The sequence below is a fragment of the Bacillus sp. H1a genome, assembly GCF_000633475.1.
In the GTDB taxonomy this organism is placed as follows: domain Bacteria; phylum Bacillota; class Bacilli; order Bacillales; family Bacillaceae_G; genus Bacillus_A; species Bacillus_A paramycoides.
Genome location: NZ_AYMH01000061.1, coordinates 1 through 20,967 on the forward strand (window position 1 = coordinate 1; position 20,967 = coordinate 20,967).

Here is a 20,967-nt window from a genome sequence, read left to right on the forward strand (position 1 = left end):
TGATTGCTGAGGCGAGAGTTTTTATTTAAAAAAATAGATTCAGTAAGAGAAGAAATGTATAAGAAGGGATTGGACAAAATGAGAAGTGACATGATTAAAAAAGGTTTTGATAAAGCTCCGCATCGTAGTTTATTAAAAGCAACTGGTTTAAAAGATGAAGATTTTGATAAACCATTCGTAGCAATTTGTAATTCTTTTATTGAAATTATTCCAGGTCATAAGCACTTAAATGAGTTTGGGAAACTCGTAAAAGAAGCAGTGCGTGCAGCAGGCATGGTTCCATTCGAATTCAATACAATTGGAGTAGATGATGGTATTGCGATGGGGCATATCGGTATGCGTTATTCACTTCCGAGCCGTGAAATCATTGCAGATTCAGTAGAAACAGTTGTAAATGCGCATTGGTTTGATGGGATGATTTGTATTCCAAACTGCGACAAAATTACGCCGGGAATGATGATGGCTGCACTTCGTGTAAACATTCCAACTGTATTTGTTTCAGGTGGACCGATGGCAGCTGGGAAGACTTCTAAAGGGGAAGTTGTCGATTTGAGTTCTGTGTTTGAAGGGGTAGGAGCCTACCAATCTGGAAAAATTTCAGAAGAAGAATTAAAGGATATCGAAGATCATGGCTGTCCATCTTGCGGCTCTTGTTCCGGTATGTTTACAGCGAACTCTATGAATTGCTTATGTGAAGTACTAGGCTTAGCATTGCCTGGTAACGGTAGTATTTTAGCAATTGACCCAAGGCGTGAAGAGTTAATTAAACAAGCAGCAGAAAAATTAAAAATTTTAATTGAAAGAGATATTAAACCACGCGACATTGTAACAGAAGAAGCAATTGATGATGCGTTTGCGCTTGATATGGCGATGGGTGGATCAACGAATACAGTATTACACACGCTAGCTCTCGCACAAGAAGCGGGTTTAGATTACGATATGAACCGCATTGATGCAGTTTCAAGACGTGTACCGCATTTATGTAAAGTAAGTCCGGCTTCTAATTGGCATATGGAAGATATTGATCGCGCGGGAGGGATTAGTGCAATTTTGAAAGAGATGAGCCGAAAAGAAGGGGTACTCCACCTTGATCGTATAACTGCTACTGGGCAAACGTTGCGAGAAAATATTGCTCATGCAGAGATTAAAGATAAGGAAGTTATCCATTCTCTCGAAAATCCTCATAGTGAAGAAGGGGGATTACGTATATTAAAAGGAAACCTTGCGAAAGACGGAGCGGTTATTAAAAGTGGGGCAACAGAAGTAAAACGATTTGAAGGACCTTGCGTTATTTTTAATTCACAAGATGAGGCGCTTGCCGGAATTATGCTTGGGAAAGTCAAGAAAGGAGATGTAGTTGTTATTCGTTACGAAGGACCAAGAGGCGGACCTGGTATGCCGGAAATGTTAGCACCAACGTCAGCAATTGCTGGTATGGGATTGGGGGCAGATGTTGCACTTTTAACTGATGGTCGTTTCTCTGGTGCTTCACGTGGTATTTCGGTAGGGCATATTTCACCAGAAGCAGCTGCGGGAGGAACGATTGCACTTCTGGAACAAGGGGATATAGTTTGTATTGATGTTGAGGAACGATTGTTAGAAGTAAGAGTTAGTGATGAAGAATTAGAGAAGCGTAAAAAAGAATGGAAGCGACCAGAACCAAAAGTGAAAACTGGCTGGCTTGGACGCTATGCACATATGGTAACATCAGCGAATACAGGTGCAGTTCTGAAAATCCCGAATTTTGATTGAGCCAATATAAAAAAGAGATAAGGATGATATAAAATGGTGCAAAATGTAAAGGAGAGAGTGAAAATTGAAGATATCTTAATGGCTCATAATTGCATGAAAGATATCGTTATTAAAACACCGCTACAACGTGATACAGTTTTATCTGAGAAATACGAATGTGACGTATATGTGAAGCGAGAAGATTTACAAGTTATCCGTTCTTTCAAAATTCGTGGTGCGTACAATTTAATCCAAAGTTTATCGAAAGAACAATTACAAAATGGTGTTGTTTGTGCAAGTGCTGGTAATCATGCACAAGGTGTTGCTTATACGTGTAATTTATTGAAGATTCCGTCGAAAATATTCATGCCGACAACGACGCCTAAACAAAAAGTATCACAAGTTGAATTTTTCGGCGGCGATTTCGCAGAAATTGTATTAGTTGGAGATACGTTTGATAGTTCTTTCCAAGAGGCGCAGCGCTATTGTGAGCAGAATAGGATGACATTTGTTCATCCGTTTGATGATCCGTATGTCGTTGCTGGTCAAGGAACAGTCGCTGTTGAAATTATGCACGATATGGAGAAACCAGTTGATTATATATTTACAGCAATTGGTGGTGGTGGATTAGCATCAGGAATCGGTACATACGTAAAAGGTGTAAGCCCAACTACAAAAGTAATCGGTGTAGAACCAATGGGGGCTGCATCTATGAAAGAAGCCTTTTTACAAAATGAAAATGTCGCATTAGATAGGATTGATAGTTTTGTTGATGGCGCAGCTGTTAAAAAGGTAGGAAAGTTAACATTTGAAACTTGTAAAGATGTAATTGACGACATTGTTTTAGTGCCAGAGGGAAAAGTTTGTACGACAATATTAGAATTGTATAAGAAAAATGCGATTGTAGCGGAGCCAGCTGGTGCGCTATCTATAGCGGCGCTTGATCTATACAGAGATGAAATAAAAGATAAAACGGTTGTGTGTACGTTGAGCGGTGGGAATAATGATATTGATAGAATGCAAGAAATGAAAGAACGTTCGCTCATTTATGAAGGGCTAAAGCATTACTTCGTTATTGAATTTCCACAACGTTCAGGGGCACTGCGAGAATTTCTTGATAAAGGATTAGGACCGGAAGATGATATTACCCGCTTTGAGTATATTAAGAAACATAATAAAGAGAACGGGCCTGCATTAGTGGGAGTAGAATTGAAACATAGAGAAGACTATGAGGCTTTAATTACTCGTTTTCAAGAAAATAACATTCAATTTATGGAGCTTAATAAAAATCCTGTGTTGTTTGATTTACTTATTTAATAGAAATAGAAAGAGAGCTAATAATAGCTCTCTTTCTATTTTCGTTTATTAATTATCTTACCACTTTCATCAATTTCTACATCAGTAGAAACAGTTTGTAAATATTGAAGTGCTTTTTTCTTCTCTTCTTCATTCACAGGAGAGATTTGATTGTTTCGTATTATGTAAGGATTGAACGACATTTGAACATCTTTCCCTTTAAACGTTAAGGTCAAAACGCCTGTTTCGGCACTTTTTCCGTTTACGTAGCTCGGGAATAAAAAGTTTCCTAATGAGTAAGCTACAGGAACCTTATTGTGATATTCGAATCCTTGTAGCCAATGCGGGTGACTTCCAACGATAGCGTCAGCACCTGCTTCTACCATTTTAGGAACATATTGTTTTTGATACTCTACCGGGCGATTTGATTTTTCAACGCCCCAGTGCATATAGACGATTACATAGTCTGCATCTTTCTTTTGCTCTTGAATCGTTTTTGTGACAAGATCTAGATCATATCCGTTTGTAACGCCTGGTTTATTGTCACCAGCTACCCAATTAAAGTTAGGCATAAAGCGTACGAACGAAAGAAATTTAAACTTTTTCCCTTTTACAGTTAGTTCACGAGCTGTATAGGCATCTTCAGCATTTTTTCCGGCTCCAGTGTAAGGTATTTTTAATTTTTCGACGTGAGAAATGGTGTCTAGTAGTCCATCTTGTCCATAATCAAGCGTATGGTTATTGCCAATATTGACAATATCGTATCCAGTATTTTTAATTGCTTGTAGTGTAGATGGATCGCTTTTTATCCAAAATTGTTGACCAGGCACTCTTTTTTCTTTTGTTGTAAATGCAGACTCTAAATTAATAAAGGAGATATCAGCTTTCGTTATTTCCTCTTTTACGTGTTGAAACGGATAATCAGCCCCGTTCTTTTCAATTATGGGACGTAATTGCCAATCAAACATCGTATCACCAGAGAAGGTGAGTGTAATTTCAGGGTCTTCGGTTTTCTTTTCGGTCGTTGAATTTGCCTTGCTTGATGCGTTTTGTATATCTGGTTTATTTTTTGCTTTTGAAATGTAAGTGTAATTGATTAATAAAACAATTGGTGTAATGAAAAAGGCTATTAAAATAAGTCGTTTTAATAAAGTTTTCATAGCTACCGTCCCTTTTGTGTTATCCCGCTTTATTTAATTAGTAAGTAGTAGGAGATGAAAATCCTCCCACTGACTAAAGTCTCACTTTGTACCGTAATCGTGAACTTCCACGATGATGCTCATAATGGATGTAGTAAAAATAAGTTATAACTAGATTCATAGATGTGAAAAAGCGAGTTTTTAATAGTGAAAATCATTTGTTAATATTCATAATATTAAGTTAACATATAGATAACCTTTAAATCAATGTGTAATCCAGAATGTAGTAATAAAGAATTCAGAGGGTGGAGAATGTAAAATGGTTATATTAGGAGCAGTTGTAAATGGGGTTTGTATTATAGTTGGTACTTTACTTGGTAAATTATTTAGTAATATTCCAGAAAGTATGAAAGGAACGATTATGCACGCAATTGGTTTAGCGGTCACGGTACTGGGACTCCAAATGGCATTGAAGAGTGAAAATTTTCTCGTTGTGATTTTAAGCTTAGTGATTGGAGCGGTAATGGGGGAATGGCTACAATTAGAAGAAAGGTTAAAATGTTTAGGAGATTGGCTAGAAAATAAAGTTGGATCGAAAGGTAAAGGAAGTATATCAGAAGGTTTTGTAACAGCTACTCTTATATTTGCAATTGGCGCGATGGGGATACTTGGTGCATTGGATAGTGGTATTCGCGGGAACCACGATGTTTTATTTACGAAGGCGATTATCGATGGGTTCATTTCTATTATATTGACGACAACTCTTGGAATTGGTGTAGTATTTTCAGCGATTCCAGTTATCTTATATGAGGGAGCAATTGCAATCTTCGCAACGCAAATTAATAGTTTTGTACCAGAGAAGTTAATGAATCAATTTATAGTTGAAATGACAGCAACTGGTGGGATTATGATTTTTGCAATTGGATTAAACTTACTTGGATTCATTAAAATTAAAGTGGCAAATTTACTTCCAGGTATATTAGTAGTTGGAGTAATTGTTTCTATTATATATGGATACGGTTTGATATAAAATTGTTAAGGAAAGTGATATATATGGAGGAAACCCAATTCACAAAACGTGTACACAAAATATGGGAGATTGCAGCAGGAGAGGCTGGGTGTACTAAAGGTATTATTCATCCTGTTCATTTATTCATAGGTGCTTGTAAGGAAGGTACAGGAGTTTGTGGCGAGTTATATATGTATTTATTTCACAAGATGGGTATGGATTTTTTAGCAGAAATATCATTACTACAACGATATTATGTATATGAAGAAAAGTGGATATGAGTATGCAATTATAGGACAAGCAGGTCCGATTGCGTTTTATGAGCGATGCTGCAATGCACGTTTAATACCTGTAGGGGATAATTAACCACCTTCCTTTGCTACAATGCAAAGGAAGGTGGTTTTATATGGAGAAAATAGTATAGGAACACAGGGAGTATTTTTGAAAAAAAGATTGATTCTGTTACAAAAATTTGTTTTCTATACAAAAATAGCACGAGTTATAGGGTTTTATAATGTATAAAGCAAATTACTAAACTTTTTCCAGGAAACGGTGTAGAATGGGTATCGAATGAAAGAAGGTGTGAAAATGGCCAGCTGGAAGCGAAATTTAATGATTTGTTGGCTAGGTTGTTTTACCACTGCAGCCGGTATGAGTTTAGTAATTCCTTTTTTATCTTTTTATATTGAGGAATTAGGAGTGACTGGCACTTCTAGTATTGCACAGTGGTCGGGACTTGCATTTGGTATAACATTTTTAATGGGTGCGATCGTATCACCGATATGGGGAAAGCTTGGTGATATACATGGACGGAAATTGATGCTTATTCGTGCGAGTCTTGGTATGGCGATAATTATGACGCTTATGGGGTTTGTGACAGATGTGTATCAATTAGTCGCACTTCGGTTTTTAATGGGAGCGGTATCAGGTTTCCTTTCTACAGCGATGACATTTATTGCAGCAGAAACTCCGCAAGAACATTCAGGTTGGGCAATTTCTACAATTTCAACTGGAGGCGTGAGTGGTTCATTACTTGGGCCAATACTCGGAGGTTATTTATCTGAGTTAATCGGAATGCGCCATGTCTTTCTAGTAACAGGAGCTTTCTTATTCCTTTCCTTTCTCATCGTCTTTTTCTTCTTACATGAAGAGAATCACTCTGCTAAAGCAAAAAAGGCACAACCGAAAAAAGTATGGACGATGGTCCCAGCAAAACATTTAATAATAAGTTTATTTGTGGCAACGTTTATTATTCAGCTTGCAAATATGTCAATTCAACCTATTATTACGTTGTATGTAAAGCATTTGGCAGGACCAGGAACAAATCATATTGAAATGATTGCAGGTGCAGTCATGTCTGCGACAGGATTAGCAGTTATTTTGGCAGCTCCTAAGCTAGGAAGATTATCAGATCATATTGGTCCTCAAAAAACTTTAGTTGTAGCGTTGTTTGCTGCAGGAATTATTTTTATCCCGCAAGCATTTGTAACCTCAGCTTGGCAACTATTAATACTTCGTTTTTTATTAGGTATTGCACAAGCAGGATTATTACCTTCCGTACAAACTCTACTAAAACAACATACACCAACCCATGTAACGGGACGAATATTTGGATATAATCAGTCGTTTCAGTTTTTAGGAAATATGATTGGGCCAGTACTTGGTGGACAAATTGCAGCTCATGCAGGCTTCCAATATGTTTTCTTCTCTACATCATCACTTTTATTTATTGCGTGTATTTGGGTATATTTTCATAGTAAGAACGCGGAATTATCAGAGAAGCAACATTTGGAAGTTAGTTAACAAGGTGAATGAAAAAAGGAAAAGGATGAAGCAACATACGCTTCATTCTTTTTCATTAAAATTGAAGACAAAGATAACTTAACGTACCGAGCTCGTAGCTACGGTGAATGACGATTCCTTTATTTTCACCGCTTCCCATTGCGATAAATAAAGGAACGAAATGTTCTGCTCTTGGCACAGCTAATTGTGCATGAGGAGCATTCTTTTCCCAATTAAACAATGTATCTTTATCATTAGTCTGCATATGATTTATAATCCAATCATCAAATTCAGTTGCCCATTTTTCAGGTGTTGTTTCATTCCATTTGAGTGCTCGTAAATTATGAACGGTAACACCGCTGCCAATTACTAAAATATCTTCTTGTCCAAGTCCTTTTAGTGCCTCTCCAATTTCAAATTGCTCTTTTGCAGGAAGGAAAGGATTTACTGATATTTGTACGACAGGAATATTTGCTTCTGGATACATACGATGCAAGAGCGTCCATGAGCCGTGATCTAAACCTCTCGTCGTATTATGATGGACTGGAATTCCTTTATCTTTAAATTTTGCTTCCAGCATATTTGCAATGTGAGAAGAACCTTTAGCTCGATATTTTATTTCATATAATTCGGGAGGGAATCCGCCGAAATCATAAATTGTTTCATATTCGTCATCGGAAGAGGAAATCGTTAATACTTCACTTTCCCAGTGAGCGGTGAAAATAACAATTGCTTTCGGTTTATATGTTTCTCCAAGTGATTTTAAAAATCGTGTATAGTCTGTATCTTGAATAGCAAGCATCGGTGAACCATGTGCTAAAAATAGTGATGGCATCATAATAGAAACCTCCTAAAATTATATAGTTACTTTATGTAAGTAACTATATAATTTTATTGTAAATTCGTCAAGGTAATAGTTTAGAATGCAATCGGAAAAATAGATCATTTGTCATAATGAAAGCAATTGCATATAATACATAATAAGAATAATGAATACATATTCATATTAAAAGAAAATATACATAATAGATTTGGGAGGTGTCGAAATGAACATACAGGAAAATTTCGTTACGGCATTGGATGAATCGGAAATTTATTTACGCAAGTGGTTACCAGAAGACAATCTGCGGGGGATTGTTCAAATTGCGCATGGTATGACAGAACATGCAGGTGTGTATACAGAATTTATTGATGCTTTATTAGAAGCAGGATACGGTGTTTATGCTCATGATCATAAAGGACATGGGAAAACAGTGATAAGAGAAGAGGACTATGGTCATTTTGAGCCAGATATAGGCTGGAATCAGGCTGTGTCTGATGTGATTTTTGTATCGGAAACGATAAAAAAAGAACAGAAATGTCCACTGTTTTTACTTGGACATAGTATGGGTTCTTTTTTATCAAGACGAGCTGTCCAACTTAAAGGCGAACTATATGATGGATTTCTTATTTCAGGAACTGGGGGGAATCCAGGGTTTTTAGGCGTCATTGGTCATAAAGTAGCGACAATTGAGATGAAACTACGCGGAGCAAAAACGAAAAGTCCGATGCTAAACTTCTTATCTTTCGGAAATTTCAACTCACACTTTAAGCCGAATCGTACGAAATTTGATTGGTTATCTTCAGATATAAGTCAAGTTGATAAATATATTGCTGATCCATTCTGTGGATTCATTTGTACGACGAGCTTTTATCGAGAATTATTTCATGGTGTACTTGAAGTAAATAGATTAGAAGAATATGAGAAGACTCCGAAAAATCTTCCAATACATATTTTCTCTGGAGATCGTGATCCTGTTGGGGATATGGGGAAAGGTGTAAAAGAAGTATATGAAAACTATAAAAAATGCGGTGTGAAAGATGTAACACTTCGTTTATATGAAAATGGTAGACATGAAATGTTCCATGAAGTGAATAGAGAAGATGTATTTCAAGATTTGATTTCATGGTTAGAAGAGCATATTGTATAAGAAGAAACCTCACTTCATGCTGAAGTGAGGTTTTTTGAGAAATTGGAGGATTGATTATGAGTGAATTTGTAAATAAAGAATATGTAGAAATAGATTTTCAAGATGTTTGGATAAAAGAAGAGGAATTGAAAAATTGCACCTTCATAAAATGCCGTTTTAGAGGGATAGATGCATCAGAAGTTTTTACTCAAAATTGTAATTTTATAGAATGTGATTTTACCGGTACTCTTTTTAATGCTTCTATCCATCAAGGAACTACGTTTGCTAATTGTAGGTTTTTTGGTGCGAATTTATTTGTATCTAAGTTTGAAGAATGTAAAATGACTGGTTCTGATTTCGAAGAGGCAAAATTAGACGGAATAACAATTATATCAGGCGATTGGTCATATACAAATTTAAGGTTTGCGAACTTAAGTAAACAAATTCTAAAGGGTATTCGTTTAATTGAAGCTGACTTATATGAATGTAATTTAGAAAAAGCAGATTTGCGTGAAGCGGATTTAACGGGCGCACAATTAGGCAAAGTAAAACTTAGCGGTGCAGATTTAAGAGGAGCTGTAGTTGATAGAATTGATTTTAAAGCTTTTGATTTAAAAAACGTGAAATTAGATATAGCGCAGGCAATTGCAGTTGCGAGATGTTATGGAGCGAAGGTAAATTAAATAATTTTAAAAAATATTTTCTATATATGAGGCTATTTTATTAGCAAGAGTCGATGTTAATAGTGTAGATACATAGATTAGCAAGTTGATTTCTAATCTATGAAAATAAAAGGTTTTTTGAATTACTTTCCGAATCATTTTAGTAGTTTACATATCGAAGGTGAGGAAAAAGAATCATGAAGATAAGAGAAGCTTTATTAAGTGAAGCAAATGAATTAAGTAAACTCGCACTACATTCAAAAGCTACTTGGGATTATAGTGAAGAATTTATTTTAGCTTGTAAGGAAGATTTAACGATTTCAGAGGATTACATAAAAAAAAATTTTGTATATGTTTTAGAAAATGATAATACAAAGATTGGATTTTTCTCATTTTTATGTAATGAAAATGCTCTCGATTTCCTATACATCCACCCTTGTTATAAAGGAAAAGGATACGGAAAAATACTTTGGAATTTTGTTATAGAAAAAGCAAATGAACTAAGGCTAAACAGCTTTACGATTGATAGTGACCCAAATGCGAAAGGGTTTTATTTGAAAATGGGGGCAAAGTTAATCGGTGAGACACCATCAACAGTGTATAAAAATCGTCTTTTACCTCTTTTACAATACGATGTGTAAAACTACCGATGTCAGGGGATGCTGAAAATGGATAGCATAAAGATTAAACAAATATATGAAGCATTAAGAAAATCTTGGTCAATAGAAACGGGTTCTAAGTGGACGAGCGAAAATCCAGCAAAGGGACAATGTGGTGTAACGGCTCTTATTGTTCAGGAATTGTGTGGGGGCGAGATAAAAAAGACAAAGATAGGAGAAGTGTGGCATTTTTACAATACAGTAGATGGGAAAAGGTATGATTTTACTTGGACCCAATTTCATAAAAAATTAAACTATATGGACGTTAAATCAAACCGAGAAGAAGCAATTGCAGACACAAATGAAAAACAATACGACATTTTGAAGGAAAAGATGGTGAAAGAATTAAAATTATCTTTTGACTCTTAATCTCTAATAAGTTACTATAATGGTGGTAACTAATTAAAGGGAACTACATAGAGTTGAAAGGGGAAATACTTTTGAAAACAGCTTATGTAAGCGCTGCGATTGTAACGTTAAATGAACAAAATGAAGTGTTAGAAAACGGATATATCATTGTAGAAGATGATCGAATTATAGAAGTGAATAGTGGAGAAATCCCTTCTTATTATGAAGTGGATGAAGTAATAGACATGAAAGGAAAGTGGATTTTACCAGGGCTTGTAAATACACATACACATGTTGTTATGAGTCTTTTAAGAGGTATCGGAGATGATATGTTATTACAGCCATGGCTAGAGACGAGAATTTGGCCTTTAGAGGGTCAATTTACTCCGGAACTTGCCGTTGCTAGTACGGAATTAGGGTTACTTGAAATGGTGAAAAGTGGTACGACAACATTCTCTGATATGTTTAACCCAATTGGAGTAGACCAAGATGCAATTATGGAAACGGTATCAAAAAGCGGAATGCGAGCTGCTGTTTCAAGAACTTTGTTCAGCTTCGGAACGAAAGAAGATGAAAAGAAAGCGATTGAAGAAGCTGAGAAATATGTGAAGCGCTATTATAAGGAAAGTGGTATGTTAACTACGATGGTTGCACCGCATAGTCCATATACATGCTCTACAGAAATGTTAGAAGAGTGTGCACGTATTGCAGTAGAAAATCAAACTATGGTTCATATTCATCTTTCTGAAACGGAGCGTGAAGTACATGATATTGAAGCAAAATACGGGAAACGTCCAGTAGAATATGCGGCAAGCTGCGGGTTATTTAAGCGACCAACAGTCATTGCACACGGTGTTGTTTTAAATGAAAATGAGCGTGCTTTCTTGGCAGAACATGATGTTCGGGTAGCTCATAATCCGAATAGTAATTTAAAACTAGGCTCTGGTATAGCGAATGTAAAAGCGATGCTAGAAGCTGGGATTAAAGTAGGAATTGCTACAGATAGTGTTGCGTCTAACAATAATTTAGACATGTTTGAAGAAATGCGTATTGCGACTTTATTACAAAAAGGTATTCATCAAGATGCAACGGCATTACCAGTTGAAACAGCTCTTTCTCTTGCGACGAAAGGAGCAGCTGAAGTAATTGGGATGAAACAAACAGGATCACTTGAGCTTGGAAAGTGTGCCGATTTTATTACAATTGATCCATCTAATAAGCCGCATTTACAACCAGCAGATGAAGTGTTATCACATCTTGTATATGCAGCAAGTGGAAAAGATATAAGTGATGTAATAATTAACGGAAAGCGTGTCGTTTGGAACGGTGAATGTAAAACATTAGATGAAGAGCGTATAATATTTGAAGCGAGTCGTTATAAACGAGGTTTACAAAGATAGGTATTTAAATGTACGTTAAGAAAGCTATCCTTTCTAGGAAATAGAATAGGGTAGCTTTTTTTGTTGAACGAATAAATATTCAATGTAATGTCGCATCTTTCTATTGATATTTCTGCTATAATATATAACGTTTTATAATATTTTATTTTTAAGGAGAGCAATTTATGAAGCGAAAAAAGAGCCGTTTAATGGTAATGGCACTTGTTACATCTTTATTTTTAACAGCTTGTACTAATAAAGCTAATAAAAGTGATACAGAGGCTCAAAAACAAGTGTTAAATCTAACAGTATCAGAAGAAATTCCTTCTCTTGATACTGCGAAAACGATGGATGGTACATCAGCACACGTTATGCAAAACATATTTGAAGGGTTATATGTACTAGATGATCAAGATAATCCTATTCCCGCTGTAGCAAAATCGTTTGAAAGAAGTGAAGATGGTAAAAAATATATATTTGATTTGCGTAAAGATGCAAAGTGGTCAAATGGAGACCCAGTAACAGCAAATGATTTTATGTTTGCGTGGAGACGAGCGGTAAGCCATGAAACAGCGTCTCAATATGCGTACATGCTGTTTTATATAAAAAATGCGAAAGATATAAATAAGGGAGCAATTCCTCCTAATGAACTTGGGGTAAAAGTAGTAGATGATTATACGCTAGAAGTTGAATTAGAACAGCCGACTCCGTATTTTTTACAGTTACTAGCGCTACCTATATACTTACCGCAGCATGAATTATTTTTGAAAGAACAAGGGCAAAATTATGGACTTGAGCCTAGTAATCTCATATATAATGGTCCATTCGTGTTAGAGAAATGGAAGCATGAACAAGAATTTCAATTAAAGAAAAATGATACATATTGGGATAAAAAGAAAGTGAAATTAGATGAAATAAACTTTCAAATTGTAAAAGATACAATGACAGCTGTAAATTTATATGAAGCTAGTAATCTTGATCGCGTAGCTATTAATTCACAATTTGTAGACAAGTATAAAGGGAAAAAAGAATTGCATATGTCGAGCGATCCTGGAATTGCAATGCTTCGATTTAATGAAAAAAATAAAGCGTTAGCAAATAAAAAAGTTCGTCAATCTATTTCCTTAGCGTTAAATAAAGAAGATTTTGTCGCTCATTTTATTAATAATGGGGCGAAGTCTGCGAATGGGCTCGTACCAGAAGGTCACAAAAATGAAGAGACAGGTAAAGATTTCAGAAAAGAAAATGGAGATATTTCTCCATATGATTTACCAAGAGCAAAAAGTATTTGGGAAGAAGCGAAAAAAGAACTTGGGGTAGAACAGATAACAATGGAGTTCTTAACGTTTGAACAAGATAACGCAAAACGTATGGCGGAATATATAAAAGGTGATTTAGAAAAGAACTTGCAAGGATTAACGATACAAATTAAACAACAGCCATTTAAACAAAAGTTGCAATTAGAACAAACAGGTGAGTACGATATATCTATGGTAATTTGGGGACCAGATTATAAAGACCCTATTAGTTATTTAGAGCCATTTACGACAAGCAATCCAAATAATAAAATGAGTTACTCCAATCCTCATTACGATGAGCTAATAAAAAAAGCTGAAAATGATTTTGTACTAGATCAGACAAAAAGATGGGAAGCGTTACGAGAAGCTGAACGTATCGTATTAGAAGACGCTGCGATAGCACCGCTTTATCATATTGGTTCAGCTTATGTACAAAAGGATTATGTAAAAGGAATTGATAAGCATCAATTTGGTGGTGTTTATACTTATAAGAATGCTTATATAGATGAGAAATAAATGAGAAATAAATGAAAAAGGCTGAGTGCGTATTAAAAAGTACTCAGCCTTTTGTTATAGGTTTAATTGAAATCGTATTTATTTTTTGCTAAACAGTTTCTGTTATAGCGTAGACGTTAGTGTCATATGGAATATTATCTTGATACATATAATTTTTTAGAACTCCTTCTTTTTCGAATCCTAGTTTTATTAGTACTTTACTTGAAGCTTCATTTTCAAGAAATACAATTGCCCCAATCCGTTTTAAATGAAGAGTACGGAAACCATAAGATATAACTTCAGAAACCGCTTCAGTGGCATATCCATTTCCCCAGTGTTCGGGGAAAAAGGCGTAACTTATATTTGCTCGTTTATGTTCAGAAGACCAATCGTGAAAACCAATTGTTCCAATGAGTCCTTTCTTGTCCTTTAATTCGATTCCCCATTTTATGCCGTTTCTTGCATTGTAACTCAACTTAAAATTATTAATGATTTGTTTTACTTGATCTACATTCTCTAATGGTTTTTGACCATAATAGCGCAGTACATCGGTATTAGAAAAACATTGTAATATACCTGGCGCATCTTCTTCAGTAAGTTCTCGCAAAATGAGTCGATCGGTTTTTAATAGAGGAAACATGTCTTCGCTCCTTTTCATATGAAAATAGAATGTATTTGTTATTATATAATTTAATCTGAAAATAAAGATTATTCAAGGTGTAGTGGCGATTTTAATTTATGTTAAAATTAATTGTGGAATATATTTCAAAAAGAGGTTTATATATGGAGAAAAACTCAATTTTAATCGTAGACGATGATCGAGATATTATTCGATTCATAAACGTAAATTTAAAGCAAGAAGGTTTTACTGTTTTTAGTGCTGACAACGGAGAAGAGGCATTAGAGATATTGAATAATAATAATATTCAACTTGCTATCCTTGATGTTATGATGCCTCAAATGGATGGGATTGAATTGTGTAGAAGGATAAGGGAGACGCATAGTATTCCGATTATGTTTTTAAGTGCAAAATCATCAGATGTAGATAAAGTAATCGGATTAAGTACAGGAGCAGATGATTATATCGTAAAGCCATTTAGTACAATTGAATTTATTGCAAGGGTGAAAGCTCAATTAAGAAGATATACATATTTTAATCAAAATACAGTTCAAGTAATTGAAAAAAAAATAAATATTAGAGGTTTAGAAATAGATGAAGTGTCTAGAGCAGTGATGCTATATGGACAGGCAATTAATCTTACGAAAACTGAATATGATATATTGCATTTAATGGCAGCTGCAAGAAATCGTGTTTTCACAATTGAAGAAATATATGAAAGTGTTTGGAATGAAAGGGCTCATGAAAGTAATAATACGGTAATGGTTCATATTGCTAGGTTAAGAAATAAGATTGAGGGAAATCCAAAAGAGCCGAAGTTTATACAAAATGTTTGGGGAGTCGGATATAAAATTGGAGATTAAATTATTACAAGGAATTAGAGCTAAATTCTTTTTCGCATTCATATGTAGTATTTTGTTAGCTACAGTAAGTATCGTATTAGTTCAAATTTTATTAGGAAGTATATATAGTGATGTTGTCGCGTTAGAGGAAAGATATTCATTTCTTTATTTTATAGTTTTTCTTCTTTTAACCACTATATATTTTGCATTATTGTCAAAAACAACTATAAAAAGATTGAATGAGATTAACCAATGTGTGAAGGAAATAAGCAATGGTAATTTGGAAATACATATACCTATTTCGAAAAGTGATGAGATTGGTGAATTAGCGATGAATGTTAATAGAATGGCCCAAAGTTTAAAAGAGTCTATTGAGAATGAAAAAAAATCACAGGAAATGAAAAATGAAATGATTAGTAATATTTCGCATGACTTACGAACGCCTGTAACATCTTTAATAGGTTATGCTGATCTATTAGGAAATAAGCTTCATTCAAATATAGAGGAATGTGAACAATATGTAAGTGTATTAAAGCGAAAGAGCTATGAATTAAAAAGTCAGGTAGATGATTTGCTAGAATACTGTCAAATAAATTATAGAGAAAAAGAATTACATAAAGATGTAATAAATATGAAAGCATTAATTGAACAAATTATGATTGATTTTGTACCACAATTAGATGATGCTAATATGAGCTTTTATATTAAAAGTGATGAGGAGCTACATGTGGAAGTTGATGTAGCACTTATAGTGAGACTATTGGAAAATGTAATTAGTAATAGCATTATGTACGGGAAAGATGGAAAGAAAATTTTGATTCGAATTTCAAAAAGAGAAATGAATGTTGAAATAGAAATTAAAAATTTTGGGCAACGCATTCCAAAGGAGAATCTTTCTTACGTTTTTGAAAAGTTTTACCGTGGTGAAAAATCACGTAGCTCTCATACGGGTGGAAAAGGAATGGGACTTGCGATTGCGAAGAGCATAGCACACCTTCATAAAGGGGATATAGCGGTGCGTAGTAACGATGAAGAAACAGTTTTTACTGTTACTTTATCACAATATAATAAAACGTAAGAAAGTCGTAAGTATTTCTTTCATATGTCGTAAATTTTACTTCGTATCATGGAGAATAAAGATATGAGAGTAGGGATACAGCATGTGGAAGAAATTCATATTAATAATTTTAGTTGTTGTTTTAATTACAAGTTGGAGTTTAATTTATTTAGCTAATGGTGTTGTATCAGTTTTTGCTTGGTGGAGCATACAAATTTTCAGCTTGTTTTCTATCGTTATTTTACTGGGCTCATTGATCATTGTTGTATGGGAAATGGCCTTTAGAAAATGTATAGATAAAGTGATGATTTTTATTATTCTTTTTTCTTTTATTGGGGCTTGGCCCGCGGGGTGGTTTGGTGGAATGGGGAGGATTGCTTATCCGGCAGAAGTAGATTTCATGACTCCAAAAGTAGTAGTCCGTTTTCCATTGCATCAACGAGCGCTAATAGGATGGGGTGGTGATCGGCTTGATACGAATTATCATGTGATAAAACCAAATGAACGATGGGCATATGATATTCTTATTCCGCCTGCTGAAGTGAAGAGTATTAAGTTAGAAGATTACGGAATATATGGGGCAGAAGTAGTAGCGCCAGCTTCAGGAACAGTCGTATCAACTCAAAATGATGAAAGAGATTTAGTTCCAGGGACAGATGATTTTGAATCAATGGCTGGTAATCATATTTATTTACAGTTAGATGAAACAGGGACATATTTGTTTATTGCACATTTAAAGAGAGATTCCATCAAAGTGCGTGAAGGACAACATGTAAGCGAAGGGGAAGTCATTGCTCAAGTTGGTAACTCGGGAAGTTCAAGTGAACCACATTTACATATCCATCATCAAAGACAGGATCCATCCAAGACGAGTATGTTTTTTACGGAAGGATTGCCACTTTATTTTCGAACTGAAAAAGGTGCAGTGATGCCGGAAAGAGGCGAATATATAAAATGGAATTAGGGGGAAGCGCTGATGTGGGAGAAGCATTACGTTGAAACTGATAGAGGGAAATTTGAGTATTTTAAAAAGGGAGAAGGAAAACCACTTTGTGTAACACATTTATACAGTGAGTTTAATAGCAATGGCAACTTATTTGCCTCTGCATTTACGAATCTTTACACAGTGTACCTTATAAATTTAAGGGGGTGTGGAAATTCTACACACGACACAACTGAATTTAATCTAGGAATAGTAGATTCTGTACGTGATTTAGAGGCAATACGTGAAGCGTTAAATATTAAAGAATGGACGTATGCAGGTCATTCAACAGGCGGGATGCTTGCTTTACAGTATGCGGTAATGTGTCCAGAGAATCTTGTGAAAATTATAGCTGGTGGGTTATGTGCATCAGCTGAGTATATGAATCACAAAAATAGTATTTATTGTAGAGAGAACAATCAAAATGCTCGTTTAAAAGAAATATTTGCAGTGCTCAGGGACACAGCTTCTACAATTGATGAGAGGCGTGCGGTAAGTAAAGAGTGGACAATGATGTCTTTGTATAATGAATCAGCATATGACGAAATGATAACTAGACCAAATAGCGGTAAAACAGTATCAAAACGTCTTGATTACTTTTCTTACAAGGAGTTACCTACATTTGATTTACGTCCACAATTAGGGAGTGTATATATAGAGGCTCATATTTACGCTGGAATTTATGATGCACAGTGTCCACATGAATGTGCAATTGAAGTGGCGGAACTTATGCTAAATGCAATATTGTCGACATTTGAATACAGTAGTCATTTTCCGTTTATTGAGGAAGAGAAAGAGTTTAAAAAGTTTGTTGAAAGAACAGTGTAGCATGTAAATAGAAGATACAATAATGAGTCGAAAAAAATATTAATTTAACAATAAAATTTAAAATTAATAAGAGAAGGCTGTCTCTAAAACAATCTTTGGGACAGCCTTCTTCTTTCGTTATCCTGCAAATGTTTGATACAGCAAGAAAATATTTAAAACAATAACGAGTGCAGCGATTATCCATGCAATGAATGTTGTAATGCGATGGTTAACGAGTGCGCCCATAATCTTCTTATTACTTGTAAACATAATAAGTGGTACTAATGCAAAAGCAATACCGAATGATAATACAACTTGGCTCATTACGAGAGCGTAAGTTGGGTTTACGCCTAAAGCGATAATAGCGAGAGGCGGAATCATTGTTATAAATCGGCGTAAATATAACGGAATATGCATTCGAATGAATCCTTGCATAATAATATCACCGGACATTGTGCCGACCGAAGAGCTAGATAATCCGGCTGATAAGAGTCCGATTCCAAATAAAGCAGCGGATGCAGGGCCGACTAAATGACTAAATTGATTAAATGCAACATCTAAATCCTCAACATGTAGACCGTTTTTAAAGAATAGTGCAGCAGCAACAATTAGCATACTTGCATTAATAGCTCCTGCGATAACCATTGCAATAATAATATCAATGAATTCGAAGCGGAAAATCTTTTTCTTTTGTTCATCATTTGTTCCGATTACGCGGCGCTGCGTTAAGGCCGAGTGTAAATATATTGCGTGTGGCATTACGGTTGCGCCTAAAATTCCGGCTGCTAATAAGATGCTATCCACACCTTGGAATTTTGGAGTAAATAGTCCTGAAAGAAGAGGGCCTAATTCCGGTTTTGCGTAAAAGACTTGGACACCAAAAGCGATAACAACGATAAATATCATTCCTGTAATAATAGCTTCTAATGGACGAAAGCCTCTGCGTTGAAATTCAAGAATAATAAATGACCCAACCGCTGTAATTAAGGCAGCTGGCAACATCGGAATTCCAAATAGTAAGTATAAGCCGAGTGCTGCCCCGATAAATTCAGCTAAATCTGTAGCCATAATAACGAGTTCCCCCTGAATCCATAAACCAATGGAAACCGGTTTGGGGAAGTTTTCGCGAGCTACTTCAGGAAGGTTTCTCCCAGTAGCGATTCCTAATTTGGCTGATAAAGTTTGAATTAATACAGCCATTAAATTAGAAGCGAGTATTACCCAAAGTAATAAATACCCATATTGTGACCCAGCCGCGATATTTGTAGCGAAGTTCCCGGGATCAATATAAGCAACTGATGCGATGAAAGCAGGCCCTAAGAATGGTAACAGTCTTTTAAAGCCTTTTGTTTGTCCGCTTAACACTAAATGGGCTGATTGAACTGTTGTACTTTGAGAAGGGACTTGTTCATCTTTTGTTATATCTTTATTCATAGTAGTTTTCCCCTTTGAAATCTTAACTTGATGAAATTATTGTATTTATTCTTACTCATTATTTCAATACATTTAAATATATTATGTGGCAATTTCATTTGAACATAAAAGTTTCCTTAATGCAAATTATATGACTGCATGCAATGAATGGTGTAAAGATGTAAAAATATTTTGGAAGTTTATGGTTGCTGAATAAAGGGGAAGATAATAAATTAAAGGGCTGTTTTTGAAATTTATGTGAACATAAAGCCTATATTACAGCATATTAATTGATGGAAATGAAATTGTATGATATATAATATATTGGGATTACAACATAACCGTAGTGTTTTGTTCTGTAATCTTGTTTTTATTTCTGTTAACTTATAGAAAAAATTGTAAATAGAAGAAAATGTGCTGAATATGTAAACTTTTTCTTATTATATATGTTTTGATATGAACGTTAACTTATACATGATTTTAAAATTTAGATAGGTGGTAGAAATACATTGGCAACTACAAAACCATATAGAGTATTACTGTATTACATGTACACAACAATTGAAAATCCAGAAGAATTCGCTGCTGAGCATTTAGAATTTTGTAATTCACTTGAATTAAAAGGAAGAATTCTTGTAGCAACAGAAGGAATTAACGGAACTTGTTCGGGAACTGTTGAACAAACAGAGAAATACATGGAAGCAATGAAGAACGACCCACGCTTTGATGGAATCGTGTTTAAAGTAGATGAAGAAGATGAGCATGCATTCAAGAAAATGCACGTACGTCCTCGACCGGAGTTAGTTACACTTCGTCTAGAAGATGACATTAATCCGAAAGAAATAACTGGGAAATATTTAGAGCCAAAAGATTTCTATGAGGCAATGAAACAAGATGATACAGTTATCATTGATGCACGAAATGATTATGAGTTTGATTTAGGACACTTCAAAGGTGCAATTAAACCTGATATTGAATCATTCCGTGAATTACCAGATTGGATTAGAGAAAATAAAGAAACACTTGAAGGTAAAAAGATTTTAACGTACTGTACAGGCGGAATTCGTTGTGAGAAGTTTTCTGGTTGGTTAGTTCGAGAAGGTTATGAAGACGTAGGTCAGCTTCACGGCGGAATTGTAACTTACGGAAAAGATCCAGAAGTACAAGGTGAACTTTGGGATGGTCAATGTTACGTATTTGATGAGCGTATCTCTGTACCAGTAAACCGAAAAGAGCACGTTATTGTAGGTAAAGATCACTTTACGGGTGAACCGTGTGAGCGCTATGTAAACTGTGCAAATCCAGAATGTAACAAGAAAATTTTATGCTCTGAAGAAAATGAAGCAAAACATTTACGTGCATGTTCTCATGAATGTCGTGTGCACCCACGTAATCGTTATGTAGCACAACACGAATTAACAGAAGAGCAAGTAGCTGCTGCATTAGAAAAAATCGAAGCAGGGAAGTAAGCAGAATTAGTGTAATAAAAAAAGAGGCTAT

The 20,967-nt window shown here is 35.1% G+C and carries 19 protein-coding genes and 1 pseudogene; 16 read left to right on the forward strand and 4 right to left on the reverse strand.

What is annotated here, in order from left to right; all coding sequences use genetic code 11:
• The first annotated feature begins 78 nt into the window (after positions 1-78).
• Positions 79-1,752, forward strand: coding sequence for a dihydroxy-acid dehydratase (gene ilvD, locus U860_RS0124760; RefSeq protein ID WP_025150621.1), 1,674 nt, complete (start codon positions 79-81; stop codon positions 1,750-1,752).
• A gap of 33 nt (positions 1,753-1,785) precedes the next feature.
• A complete protein-coding gene (gene ilvA / locus U860_RS0124765; protein WP_025150622.1) occupies positions 1,786-3,048 on the forward strand; it encodes a threonine ammonia-lyase IlvA in 1,263 nt (420 codons plus the stop codon).
• A 35-nt stretch (positions 3,049-3,083) separates the two neighbouring features.
• Here the strand turns inward: ilvA and U860_RS0124770 are convergent, their stop codons facing one another.
• Complete coding sequence (locus tag U860_RS0124770; RefSeq protein ID WP_025150623.1) at positions 3,084-4,187, reverse strand: CapA family protein; 1,104 nt, start codon at positions 4,185-4,187, stop codon at positions 3,084-3,086.
• A 298-nt stretch (positions 4,188-4,485) separates the two neighbouring features.
• On the opposite strand from U860_RS0124770, the gene U860_RS0124775 reads away from it, so the two are divergent.
• The 3 genes and pseudogenes from U860_RS0124775 to U860_RS0124790 all read left to right on the forward strand — a co-directional run bounded on the left by U860_RS0124775 (position 4,486) and on the right by U860_RS0124790 (position 6,978).
• The gene (locus tag U860_RS0124775; protein WP_025150624.1) at positions 4,486-5,196 is read left to right on the forward strand and encodes a DUF554 domain-containing protein; all 711 of its coding nucleotides are present in this window, start codon (positions 4,486-4,488) and stop codon (positions 5,194-5,196) included.
• A 23-nt stretch (positions 5,197-5,219) separates the two neighbouring features.
• A pseudogene (locus U860_RS0124780) lies at positions 5,220-5,453 on the forward strand (GNAT family N-acetyltransferase); the annotation flags it as partial.
• A 310-nt stretch (positions 5,454-5,763) separates the two neighbouring features.
• Positions 5,764-6,978, forward strand: a complete 1,215-nt coding sequence (locus U860_RS0124790; RefSeq protein ID WP_025150626.1) for a multidrug efflux MFS transporter — start codon at positions 5,764-5,766, stop codon at positions 6,976-6,978.
• Between the two features lie 55 nt (positions 6,979-7,033).
• On the opposite strand, the gene U860_RS0124795 is transcribed toward U860_RS0124790, so the two are convergent.
• Positions 7,034-7,795 (reverse strand): class III extradiol ring-cleavage dioxygenase, encoded by a 762-nt coding sequence (locus tag U860_RS0124795; protein WP_025150627.1) that lies wholly within the window; start codon positions 7,793-7,795, stop codon positions 7,034-7,036.
• A gap of 208 nt (positions 7,796-8,003) precedes the next feature.
• Here U860_RS0124795 and U860_RS0124800 point away from each other — a divergent pair, with 208 nt between their 5' ends.
• The 6 genes from U860_RS0124800 to U860_RS0124825 all read left to right on the forward strand — a co-directional run bounded on the left by U860_RS0124800 (position 8,004) and on the right by U860_RS0124825 (position 13,768).
• Entirely contained in the window at positions 8,004-8,927 is a 924-nt protein-coding gene (locus tag U860_RS0124800; protein WP_025150628.1) for an alpha/beta hydrolase, read from the forward strand.
• Between the two features lie 56 nt (positions 8,928-8,983).
• Entirely contained in the window at positions 8,984-9,589 is a 606-nt protein-coding gene (locus U860_RS0124805; protein WP_025150629.1) for a pentapeptide repeat-containing protein, read from the forward strand.
• 176 nt (positions 9,590-9,765) lie between these two features.
• A complete protein-coding gene (locus U860_RS0124810; protein WP_025150630.1) occupies positions 9,766-10,209 on the forward strand; it encodes a GNAT family N-acetyltransferase in 444 nt (147 codons plus the stop codon).
• 27 nt (positions 10,210-10,236) lie between these two features.
• The gene (locus U860_RS0124815) at positions 10,237-10,596 is read left to right on the forward strand and encodes a hypothetical protein (protein WP_025150631.1); all 360 of its coding nucleotides are present in this window, start codon (positions 10,237-10,239) and stop codon (positions 10,594-10,596) included.
• 53 nt (positions 10,597-10,649) lie between these two features.
• A complete protein-coding gene (locus U860_RS0124820; RefSeq protein WP_025150632.1) occupies positions 10,650-11,975 on the forward strand; it encodes a bifunctional S-methyl-5'-thioadenosine deaminase/S-adenosylhomocysteine deaminase in 1,326 nt (441 codons plus the stop codon).
• Between the two features lie 164 nt (positions 11,976-12,139).
• Positions 12,140-13,768, forward strand: coding sequence for a peptide ABC transporter substrate-binding protein (locus U860_RS0124825; protein WP_025150633.1), 1,629 nt, complete (start codon positions 12,140-12,142; stop codon positions 13,766-13,768).
• Positions 13,769-13,856: 88 nt separating this feature from the next.
• Here U860_RS0124825 and U860_RS0124830 read toward each other — a convergent pair whose 3' ends face one another.
• Complete coding sequence (locus U860_RS0124830) at positions 13,857-14,387, reverse strand: GNAT family N-acetyltransferase (protein WP_025150634.1); 531 nt, start codon at positions 14,385-14,387, stop codon at positions 13,857-13,859.
• Between the two features lie 143 nt (positions 14,388-14,530).
• Here U860_RS0124830 and U860_RS0124835 point away from each other — a divergent pair, with 143 nt between their 5' ends.
• The 4 genes from U860_RS0124835 (at position 14,531) to U860_RS0124850 (ending at position 18,075) form a co-directional block, all read left to right on the forward strand.
• Complete coding sequence (locus U860_RS0124835; protein ID WP_025150635.1) at positions 14,531-15,229, forward strand: response regulator transcription factor; 699 nt, start codon at positions 14,531-14,533, stop codon at positions 15,227-15,229.
• On the forward strand, positions 15,195-16,286 hold the full coding sequence (locus U860_RS0124840; RefSeq protein WP_033795479.1) for a HAMP domain-containing sensor histidine kinase: 1,092 nt from the start codon (positions 15,195-15,197) through the stop codon (positions 16,284-16,286). Before U860_RS0124835 ends, U860_RS0124840 begins: the two co-directional genes overlap by 35 nt.
• Before the next feature lie 82 nt (positions 16,287-16,368).
• On the forward strand, positions 16,369-17,229 hold the full coding sequence (locus U860_RS0124845) for a M23 family metallopeptidase (protein ID WP_025150637.1): 861 nt from the start codon (positions 16,369-16,371) through the stop codon (positions 17,227-17,229).
• 12 nt (positions 17,230-17,241) lie between these two features.
• Entirely contained in the window at positions 17,242-18,075 is an 834-nt protein-coding gene (locus tag U860_RS0124850) for an alpha/beta hydrolase (protein WP_025150638.1), read from the forward strand.
• A gap of 117 nt (positions 18,076-18,192) precedes the next feature.
• On the opposite strand, the gene U860_RS0124855 is transcribed toward U860_RS0124850, so the two are convergent.
• Positions 18,193-19,488 (reverse strand): Nramp family divalent metal transporter, encoded by a 1,296-nt coding sequence (locus U860_RS0124855; protein WP_025150639.1) that lies wholly within the window; start codon positions 19,486-19,488, stop codon positions 18,193-18,195.
• 488 nt (positions 19,489-19,976) lie between these two features.
• Here U860_RS0124855 and U860_RS0124860 point away from each other — a divergent pair, with 488 nt between their 5' ends.
• Entirely contained in the window at positions 19,977-20,936 is a 960-nt protein-coding gene (locus tag U860_RS0124860; RefSeq protein WP_025150640.1) for a rhodanese-related sulfurtransferase, read from the forward strand.
• Positions 20,937-20,967: the final 31 nt, after the last annotated feature.

Excerpts from the sequence above, each read along its gene's own strand:
- U860_RS0124855 (WP_025150639.1), bottom strand. The coding sequence starts at position 19,488 with ATGAATAAAGATATAACAAAAGATGAACAAGTCCCTTCTCAAAGTACA.
- U860_RS0124805 (WP_025150629.1), top strand. The coding sequence starts at position 8,984 with ATGAGTGAATTTGTAAATAAAGAATATGTAGAAATAGATTTTCAAGAT.
- U860_RS0124800 (WP_025150628.1), top strand. The coding sequence starts at position 8,004 with ATGAACATACAGGAAAATTTCGTTACGGCATTGGATGAATCGGAAATT.
- U860_RS0124790 (WP_025150626.1), top strand. The coding sequence starts at position 5,764 with ATGGCCAGCTGGAAGCGAAATTTAATGATTTGTTGGCTAGGTTGTTTT.
- U860_RS0124835 (WP_025150635.1), top strand. The coding sequence starts at position 14,531 with ATGGAGAAAAACTCAATTTTAATCGTAGACGATGATCGAGATATTATT.
- U860_RS0124840 (WP_033795479.1), top strand. The coding sequence starts at position 15,195 with ATGTTTGGGGAGTCGGATATAAAATTGGAGATTAAATTATTACAAGGA.
- U860_RS0124845 (WP_025150637.1), top strand. The coding sequence starts at position 16,369 with ATGTGGAAGAAATTCATATTAATAATTTTAGTTGTTGTTTTAATTACA.
- ilvA (WP_025150622.1), top strand. The coding sequence starts at position 1,786 with ATGGTGCAAAATGTAAAGGAGAGAGTGAAAATTGAAGATATCTTAATG.
- U860_RS0124830 (WP_025150634.1), bottom strand. The coding sequence starts at position 14,387 with ATGTTTCCTCTATTAAAAACCGATCGACTCATTTTGCGAGAACTTACT.
- U860_RS0124825 (WP_025150633.1), top strand. The coding sequence starts at position 12,140 with ATGAAGCGAAAAAAGAGCCGTTTAATGGTAATGGCACTTGTTACATCT.
- U860_RS0124850 (WP_025150638.1), top strand. The coding sequence starts at position 17,242 with ATGTGGGAGAAGCATTACGTTGAAACTGATAGAGGGAAATTTGAGTAT.
- U860_RS0124815 (WP_025150631.1), top strand. The coding sequence starts at position 10,237 with ATGGATAGCATAAAGATTAAACAAATATATGAAGCATTAAGAAAATCT.
- U860_RS0124770 (WP_025150623.1), bottom strand. The coding sequence starts at position 4,187 with ATGAAAACTTTATTAAAACGACTTATTTTAATAGCCTTTTTCATTACA.
- U860_RS0124795 (WP_025150627.1), bottom strand. The coding sequence starts at position 7,795 with ATGATGCCATCACTATTTTTAGCACATGGTTCACCGATGCTTGCTATT.
- U860_RS0124810 (WP_025150630.1), top strand. The coding sequence starts at position 9,766 with ATGAAGATAAGAGAAGCTTTATTAAGTGAAGCAAATGAATTAAGTAAA.
- U860_RS0124775 (WP_025150624.1), top strand. The coding sequence starts at position 4,486 with ATGGTTATATTAGGAGCAGTTGTAAATGGGGTTTGTATTATAGTTGGT.
- ilvD (WP_025150621.1), top strand. The coding sequence starts at position 79 with ATGAGAAGTGACATGATTAAAAAAGGTTTTGATAAAGCTCCGCATCGT.